The organism is Ammoniphilus soli, from assembly GCF_040813775.1.
The window spans coordinates 1-5,593 of the sequence record NZ_JBEGDL010000081.1; the positions used below are offsets into that span (position 1 = coordinate 1).

Below are 5,593 nucleotides of genomic sequence, written 5' to 3' on the forward strand. Positions count from 1 at the left end.
AGAGTTAAGTTTTCACGTATTGACCCCCTTATAATATATATTTTCAAGGACTTGCATATAGCAAGTCTCTTTTTTTAGTAGAAGATAATCACAGTACCCGGGGTGACCGACCACACTACTGCCCAGGGACGAATACCAGTTACGGCAGCGTAACTCAGGGCTGCCTACCTAGTGAATCCTGGTGTACCGTTGTACAGCGGTAAGCACTCCACCAGCTACAACTGGCAACCAGGGAAAATAAAAGAACCTGTTGCGGGTATTATTTTTGTTATGAATTATTTTTGTTATGAATTATTTTTGTTATGAATTATTTCTGGTAATTATTTCCCCTTGGTATTCCCTCGTTAGTTTAACATCGGCCTTTTAGAGATCCTAAAGCTTCCGTCTTAGTTCTTGTAGGCTGGTTTGTAGCTTCAACTGCACGGTAATATTCCATGCGCGCCGGATTAGTCTTAAACTTGCACAAATAATCAATCATCCTGTATGTTGTAACTAGGTGGTGATTCTAGCATGATAAGGAATGTGTTTTTCGATTTAGACGATACCTTGTACGATCAGCTAAAGCCTTTTGAAAGAGCCCTCCAAAATGTTTTTTCCAACCAGCTTTACCTTCCCGTTGAACAGATTTTCAAAAGATCTCGGTTCTATAGTGACCTCTTATGGAAGGACTATGTCAAAAATGCGATTTCGCTCGATGAGCTGCGAGTGCAAAGAATCAGCTTAGCCCTAGCCGAATTAGGTTACCCGATCTCTGCCGAGCAAGCCAAAACTATCCAGTCAGAATACGAAATCCAGCAGGGCTTCTTACAATTGGATTCCACTATAAGAGACACTCTAAATGGGTTATTGGCTAACGACTATCAGCTCGGCATCATCACAAACGGGCCTACGCGGCATCAAGGGAATAAAATCGAGGCACTAGGCTTAACAGCAATAATACCGACAAGCCGCATTTTCATTTCAGATGCTATCGGAATCGCAAAACCCAATCCTGCCCTATTTAAGGAAGTAGAAAAACGGTTAGGCTTAATACCTGGCACGCCTATATATATAGGCGACTCCTGGAATAACGATGTAGTGGCACCCATGGAAGCCGGGTGGACAAGCATCTGGTATAACCATCGTCATCAAGTTCCAGATCGAGCTTCAACCAAACAACCTGCAGCTACGATCGATGATTTCAAAAAACTATCAGATACCATTTCCCAACTCAACAATAGTACTTAATAGAAAAGAAGAGAGCCCTGAAGGCTCTCTTTTTCACTACCCGTTGTTTACTTAGCCCATAATAGGCATGAACACCATGCTTACGAAGGTAGTGTTTATCCAACAAGACTTGATCGGCCTGATCTTAGAGTTCAGTTGGTACGTATGCAGCGCATTTTCGCCACTTCCTCCAAGACCACGGCATTATGAACTGCCTGATCCGCATTTTTTCCCCAGCAGAAAGGGGCATGCTGGAATACAAGCACTCCCGGCACTACAGCCGGTTCGATGCCTCTAGTTTGTAAGGTTTCGATGATGACGTTGCCGGTTTCGAGCTCATATGAATCTAGTATTTCTTCCTATTTCATTTCCCGTGTGCAAGGAATTTCCCCGTAAAAGTAATCCGCATGGGTAGTACCTAAAGCAGGGATTGGACGTCCCGCTTGCGCCCAGCTTGTTGCCCAAGGGAAATTGGGTATGAACCACCCCCTCCTATAGATGGAAAGGCACGATAGAGTGCCAAATGGGTAGCCGTATCGGATGAAGGTCGCAAATCGCCCTCCACAACATTCCCCTCCAAGTCCACGAAAACGAGATGCTTGGCTTCCAGCTTTTCATAGGGTACTCCACTCGGTTTAATAACAACTAATCCGCGATCCCGGTCAATCCCGCTGACATTTCCCCAAGTAAACGTGACGAGATGATGTATAGGAAGCTGCAGGTTTGCGTGCAACACCTCTTGTTTCAGCTCTTCTAGCAATTTGGATCCTCCTCTTTTCTTTATCATCTATCGTCTACTGATGCACGAGCGTTTTCTTTACGACCTGTTTGCGTATCTCTTTCAAAGTTTTCATCACATTGTTCGGACCACGGCCGAAATAGTCATACAGTTTCCTATACTCCGCAAACAATTGCTCATATACCGCTGCGTTTTTCGCATTTGGCTTATAATACTCTGCTTTTACCTTTGAGTTGACATCACCTTCGCCGCATCGACGATACTATCGTACCCGCCTACCTCTTTTCCTACCGCCACCGCTCCAAACATGGCGGAGCCTAATGCTGGGGTTTGCTGAGATCCTGAAATTCGAATTTCCATATTGTTTACATCGGAATAAATTTGCATCATCAGTTGATTTTTCTCTGCGATGCCCCCAGCCGCATAGAGCTCATGAACTGGAACTCCATGCTCTTGGAAGGCTTCGATAATCATGCGGGTTCCAAATGCAGTGGCTTCAATTAACGCTCGATAGATCTCTTCCGGCTTTGTTAACAGGGTGGCCCCTACAATAACGCCAGTCAAATCGGCATCGACTAACGTCGAACGGTTTCCATTCCACCAGTCCAAGGCAACGAGTCCACCTTGCGATATTGGACAGCGCCATGTTCGGCGCACAAAAAAAAGCTGAGTCAAGAGATCGATTCAACCTTTTGAAGACCAGCCTTTCCTTTTCTCTTCAATTTCTGTTCCCTAAGACAGGCTGTAAACGGAGAGAATCCGATTGGAGTGGCCTTATGGCCTCGATTTCCAGCTCCAACCGGAGAAAGTCCACTTACAAGGTCTCTGGGGATCTCCAAGATTTTCAGCAGGTCTTTGCGATAGCCTTTTTCACCTCTCAAAATCATTCCAGCCTATTCTTTTCATTTATGAACCGCAGTACGGTATAGCGATCCCGCAAGTGATAAGCTTCTCGAAAGGATCTGTCTACTAACTCAACATCAATCCCTAATTCTTCAGGCGTTGCAGGTGCCCCTATTCTTTGCAACATTTCTTGTATCATGATCGGCTCAGGAATTTGCTTTAACCAAGCATTCATTTCATTACGAGGCAGCCAGTCGGAATTTTCCTGTTGAAAAACGTGTTGCAATAGTCGTTACGCCCACTTTTGCACCATGCAATACCTGTGCCCTGCCATTCTTCAGGAAATCCATTTCCCAATAATGAGATAGATGATGTTCAGCTCCGGACGCAGAACGGGAGTGACCAACCAACAGCATCGCTAACCCAGACTTTAGCAAGGCTTCCATTAACACTTGAATCCCAGCTGGGTTCATAGCTTGAATATCATCGATATGACGGATACAAGATTCGAGAGATTCCCTGGTCCAATCAGCGGCAACACAACAGTATGGTTCATTTGCCATGATGTGTGAAAAACGCCAATCAAATAGGGAAATGTATTTTGCCACCATATCTCCAAAACCCGCCGCAGTTAGATGCCTGGGAGCCGAACACAATACATCCAAATCAGCAAAAACGGCAATCGGTGAAGCAGCCTGAACCGTTTGCTTCATCCCGCGGATAATCAAAGGGGCTCCAGCCGATGTGAAACCATCCACAGAGGCTGCAGTAGGGACAGAGATAAATGGTTTATTCATTTTATAGCTGACAAAACGAACAATGTCATGTATCGTTCCTGCCCCTACGGCCAGAAAAGCATCTGTATCATGAGTTGTATTCAGAAATACTTGAACAACAGACGGCTCATCAGCGACTACATCGCCTTGATCATTGGCATTGACCAAACATAAATGATGATGGATATTGGACTGCATCAGATGTTCACTCAAAACGACACCAGCTGCCTGGTAAGTATGCTGGTCAGCGACAATTATCACTTTGCGAAATCCCCGCTCTTGCATAAAGGAACCCATTCTTGCTAAAGCCTGCCCCTCCACATATATCTTGATATCGATTGTATTGTGGGTTCTACAAGAGCAAGTATGGCATGGATCGAATTCCATTACGTACCAATGACTTCTAAAACAACAATCGATTTTGGCGGCATGACAATTTGCAATTGATCCTTGTCAAACTTAACACCTGTAAATTCCGCCGGTTTGATCTGCTCCGGTTGATCAAAAGTATTATGGGTTTGCATGGTGTCAGCCGTCAAGATACGTGCAGTAACACTCGAAATGTTAATCTCACCAGTGAAATTGCAGCTTATCGTTTCTCCCTCATTTGGATTAAGATTACAGAGTGATATGTGGACACGGCCTTGATCATCACGTGAAGCAGATACATTGACAGTGGGTAAAGTCTCTTCCCCATACGAATAGTTACTGCTTTCCAATTGTGTAGGAAGTAAAGTTGCATCCTGATGAACTTTATACATTTCGAAGACATGATAAGATGGTGTTACAATCATCTTCTCCCCATCGGTCAGGATCATCGCCTGCAGAACATTAATCATTTGGGCGATATTGGCCATTTTCACCCGATCGCAATGATTATTGAAAATATTGAGATTAATTCCAGCGATAAGGGCATCCCTTAAGGTATTTTGCTGATAGAGGAATTCGGGCGGTGTTCCCGGTTCGGCTTTATACCATGAGCCCCATTCATCAATTATGAGGGCAACCCGCTTCATTGGATCGTATTTGTCCATAATTTCTGAATGCTTGTTAATCAGCTCATCGATGAAGAGAGTCCTTTTCATATATTCAAACCAAAGTTCCTCGCCGAAATCTGTGGCTGAAGTGTAGTTATAACGGTCTCTCGTATAATAATGAAGACCTAGACCTCCCATTTGCGGCCGGTAATGTTCCCATGCTGACATGATCGGCTTGGCATGTTTCAAAACACCTAATTGGGTTGGCCGCTCCGTACACTCACGCATTACGACCTCTGTCCAATGGTAGTCCGCTTCACTTGGGCCACAGGCAATCTTGCATATGGTGTTGCCGGAGAAATCCCGTACATAGTTCTGGTAGCGGCGGTATTCATCGGCATAATATTCCGCTCTCATCCGGCCGCCACAGCCCCAATTTTCATTACCGACTCCAAAGTATTTTAACTTCCAAGGCTTCTCCCGGCCATTCTGGCGTCTCAGATTAGCCATCGGAGATTCTCCGTCAAATGTCATGTATTCGACCCATTCCTGCATTTCCTGCACGGTACCGCTCCCCACATTTCCGCAAATGTAGGGCTCACAATCCAGTTGTTCGCAAAAATCCATAAATTCATGCGTTCCAAAATGGTTGTTTTCAACCACTTTTCCCCAATGGGTATTGACCATGCTCGGGCGGTTTTCCTTTGGACCGGTCCCATCTTTCCAATGGTATTCATCTGCAAAGCAACCGCCAGGCCATCTGACATTAGGGACTTTAATGTTCTTTAAAGCTTCTACAACATCATTTCGGATTCCCCGGGTATTAGGAATCGAGGAATCTTCTCCAACCCAGATCCCCTCGTAAACACAACGCCCGAGATGCTCGGCAAAATGCCCATATATATGTCTGCTGATGACTTCCTTCCCTTTATCCAAGTTTATAACTACTGATGATCCCATAGTTCTTAGCCCTCCGGAATTTTAATGTTTACTAAATGAATCAATTTCATAATTGAGTTGCCTGAAAAACTGTAGACTTTACTTAGTGGCTA

Annotated in this window: 5 protein-coding genes and 2 pseudogenes; 1 reads left to right on the forward strand and 6 read right to left on the reverse strand. The window is 44.7% G+C overall.

What is annotated here, in order from left to right; all coding sequences use genetic code 11:
* Positions 1 to 510: 510 nt before the first annotated feature.
* Positions 511 to 1,227 carry an HAD family hydrolase gene (locus ABLT31_RS37930; RefSeq protein ID WP_367760902.1) on the forward strand — a complete coding sequence of 239 codons (717 nt, stop codon included), beginning with the start codon at positions 511 to 513 and terminating at the stop codon, positions 1,225 to 1,227.
* On the opposite strand, the pseudogene ABLT31_RS37935 reads toward ABLT31_RS37930, so the two are convergent.
* The 6 genes and pseudogenes from ABLT31_RS37935 to ABLT31_RS37960 form a co-directional block, all read right to left on the reverse strand.
* Positions 1,211 to 1,966: pseudogene (locus ABLT31_RS37935) on the reverse strand (L-ribulose-5-phosphate 4-epimerase). The gene ABLT31_RS37930 and the pseudogene ABLT31_RS37935 sit on opposite strands and share 17 nt — an antisense overlap.
* Before the next feature lie 34 nt (positions 1,967 to 2,000).
* A pseudogene (locus tag ABLT31_RS37940) lies at positions 2,001 to 2,566 on the reverse strand (FGGY-family carbohydrate kinase); the annotation flags it as partial.
* Between the two features lie 50 nt (positions 2,567 to 2,616).
* Entirely contained in the window at positions 2,617 to 2,832 is a 216-nt protein-coding gene (locus ABLT31_RS37945) for a hypothetical protein (protein ID WP_367760903.1), read from the reverse strand.
* Positions 2,829 to 3,023, reverse strand: a complete 195-nt coding sequence (locus ABLT31_RS37950; RefSeq protein ID WP_367760904.1) for a hypothetical protein — start codon at positions 3,021 to 3,023, stop codon at positions 2,829 to 2,831. Before ABLT31_RS37950 ends, ABLT31_RS37945 begins: the two co-directional genes overlap by 4 nt.
* A gap of 4 nt (positions 3,024 to 3,027) precedes the next feature.
* On the reverse strand, positions 3,028 to 3,849 hold the full coding sequence (locus ABLT31_RS37955; protein WP_367760905.1) for a sn-glycerol-1-phosphate dehydrogenase: 822 nt from the start codon (positions 3,847 to 3,849) through the stop codon (positions 3,028 to 3,030).
* Positions 3,850 to 3,950: 101 nt separating this feature from the next.
* A complete protein-coding gene (locus ABLT31_RS37960) occupies positions 3,951 to 5,501 on the reverse strand; it encodes an alpha-N-arabinofuranosidase (protein ID WP_367760906.1) in 1,551 nt (516 codons plus the stop codon).
* Positions 5,502 to 5,593 lie beyond the last annotated feature (92 nt).